This window comes from Marinobacter sp. (genome assembly GCF_035268745.1).
Taxonomy (GTDB): Bacteria; Pseudomonadota; Gammaproteobacteria; order Pseudomonadales; family Oleiphilaceae; genus Marinobacter.
Window position 1 is genome coordinate 1 of the sequence record NZ_DATFKH010000172.1, and the last position, 1,683, is coordinate 1,683.

The 1,683-nt window shown below is 57.8% G+C and carries 6 protein-coding genes; 2 read left to right on the forward strand and 4 right to left on the reverse strand.

Annotated features, from left to right (window positions below; all coding sequences use genetic code 11):
- Positions 1-105 precede the first annotated feature (105 nt).
- The 3 genes from VJ956_RS12395 to VJ956_RS12405 are packed head-to-tail and all read right to left on the reverse strand — an operon-like array spanning position 106 to position 942.
- The gene (locus tag VJ956_RS12395; protein ID WP_324085355.1) at positions 106-483 is read right to left on the reverse strand and encodes a type II toxin-antitoxin system VapC family toxin; all 378 of its coding nucleotides are present in this window, start codon (positions 481-483) and stop codon (positions 106-108) included.
- The gene (locus VJ956_RS12400; protein ID WP_324085356.1) at positions 480-686 is read right to left on the reverse strand and encodes a type II toxin-antitoxin system VapB family antitoxin; all 207 of its coding nucleotides are present in this window, start codon (positions 684-686) and stop codon (positions 480-482) included. The genes VJ956_RS12395 and VJ956_RS12400 overlap by 4 nt, the downstream gene beginning before the upstream one ends.
- Positions 687-738: 52 nt before the next feature.
- Complete coding sequence (locus tag VJ956_RS12405; protein WP_324085357.1) at positions 739-942, reverse strand: CmcJ/NvfI family oxidoreductase; 204 nt, start codon at positions 940-942, stop codon at positions 739-741.
- On the opposite strand from VJ956_RS12405, the gene VJ956_RS12410 reads away from it, so the two are divergent.
- Together VJ956_RS12410 and VJ956_RS12415 are read left to right on the forward strand one after the other, a co-directional pair.
- Entirely contained in the window at positions 941-1,276 is a 336-nt protein-coding gene (locus VJ956_RS12410; protein WP_324085358.1) for a hypothetical protein, read from the forward strand. The genes VJ956_RS12405 and VJ956_RS12410 overlap by 2 nt on opposite strands.
- Complete coding sequence (locus VJ956_RS12415; RefSeq protein WP_324085359.1) at positions 1,270-1,401, forward strand: hypothetical protein; 132 nt, start codon at positions 1,270-1,272, stop codon at positions 1,399-1,401. The genes VJ956_RS12410 and VJ956_RS12415 overlap by 7 nt, the downstream gene beginning before the upstream one ends.
- Positions 1,402-1,411: 10 nt before the next feature.
- Here the strand turns inward: VJ956_RS12415 and VJ956_RS12420 are convergent.
- A partial coding sequence (locus VJ956_RS12420; protein ID WP_414674440.1) for an alpha/beta hydrolase family protein occupies positions 1,412-1,683 on the reverse strand: 272 nt, incomplete at its 5' end.

Sequence of the window (1,683 nt, forward strand, 5' to 3'; positions counted from 1 at the left end):
TGTGGTCATAGCAACCAAGTTGGATCCGACACGGGTCATCCTATGGTTTAAAACCGCGGCCAGATTATGGTGGGCTCATCAATCATGCCGGGTATATCAGTGTCATCAGCAACGGGCGTCAAAGGCGATATCAAACCGCGCCGCCAGCGCTGCCAGGCGCTTGTCCAGCGTCCACAGGCAGGAGCCCCGGGTCATCAGGGTGGATGCGAGCAAAGACACATCCACAAGGCCACACCCCAGCCCGTAAAGCTTTTCCCGCTCGATGAATGCCATCACTTCGTCCCAGCTCGCCTGGGTGACTGACCGCAACAGGCCAATATCGCCAAGCGTGCGCTCCCGGGGCGCAGGTGGTGTGCCGCAGGCCAACTCGCCCAGCACCATGGGATGTATCAGCACCTCATCTCGTAACATCAGGGCCACCAATGAGTCGTTGCTTCGCCTGAAATGGTCCACCCACACCGACGTATCAACCAGCACACTCACGGGGCACCGGGCTCACCTTTTCTGCGCGGGATATCCTTCATTTGCGGGTCAGCACCGCCCAGTGCAGCAAGGCGCTTGGCCGCTTGCACCCGCACAAAGGTGCTGATTGCCTCCCGGAACAGGTCCGCCTTGTTCATATCCGGGTCGGCAAGCTCCAGAGCCTTTTGGTAAAGCGAATCTTCAATCGTTACCGTCGTACGCATAGGGGTCACCCTGAATCCAAATTGATGCTTTAACGCATCATATTATACATCTTCAGGTTGCGCAAAAAACGTCGGCGTGGGAGCCCGGGTCATGGAAGGCGGTATGTGGCACAAAGCGGGCACGCCCGTCGGTTCGCGAGTCATAGCCCTTGATCAACAGAACCTCATTGCGCTCCATATCCGGAAAGTAGAGCCAGCGCTGGTCCGGATTGAACGCCAGATGGTAGATTTCGCCGGTGCGGTCTGGGTAGACCATGGCGGTGGCCACCGAGCCCGCGCGGATGTCCCGGGCCATTGCCAACAACACGGCACTGACCCAGAGCAGCGAAACCATGGTCTCCATGGGGGTTGGCTACGGTTGCATTATCGCCCGGCTGATTCAGGGCGATAAACTGGATGCACACATTTCACAACAATCCCTGAACTGGTTAGCAGACGGCACGCTGGCTTTTGAACCGGTCTCCACACGAAAACCTGCCCCGGACCATCCGGAACTGCCACTCAGAGCCAGGCGCCACATTACTCGGGATGCATTGCATGCGGCGTCGGACGTCGCGGCGATGGTCAGAATCAGTCCCGAGCCATGCTGACCGGGGCACTGGTGGGCGCACAGGTCGGTGTTGCCGGTATTCCGCAACGTTTCCTGAACGACCTTGAACGCGCAGATGAACTGCAGAAACTGGCGCATACGCTGGCCTTTCAGATGCCGGGCTAACGTCATGGCGCTATAAATACCGGCTTGACCAGGCCACCAGCATATCCGCAACATACTCCGCATCCACTGCCTTTGAAAGCAGGTGGTCGGCGTCGTCCAGGGAAATAAAGCTCTTGGGATGTTTGGCTGCCTGATAAATGGCGGCCGCTTCGCTGATGTCCACAACCTGGTCGACCGGCGAATGAAAAATAATCAGCGCTTTGCGCAGGTTGCCGATGTGGTCCGGGGTATTCCATTGCACCAGATCGTCCAGCATTTGCGACTTCACATTGAATTTTCGGC

Bases quoted from the DNA above. Each gene is read 5' to 3' on its own strand.
- VJ956_RS12400 (WP_324085356.1), bottom strand. From the start codon at position 686: ATGCGTACGACGGTAACGATTGAAGATTCGCTTTACCAAAAGGCTCTG.
- VJ956_RS12410 (WP_324085358.1), top strand. From the start codon at position 941: ATGGCGGTGGCCACCGAGCCCGCGCGGATGTCCCGGGCCATTGCCAAC.
- VJ956_RS12405 (WP_324085357.1), bottom strand. From the start codon at position 942: ATGGTCTACCCAGACCGCACCGGCGAAATCTACCATCTGGCGTTCAAT.
- VJ956_RS12415 (WP_324085359.1), top strand. From the start codon at position 1,270: ATGCTGACCGGGGCACTGGTGGGCGCACAGGTCGGTGTTGCCGGTATT.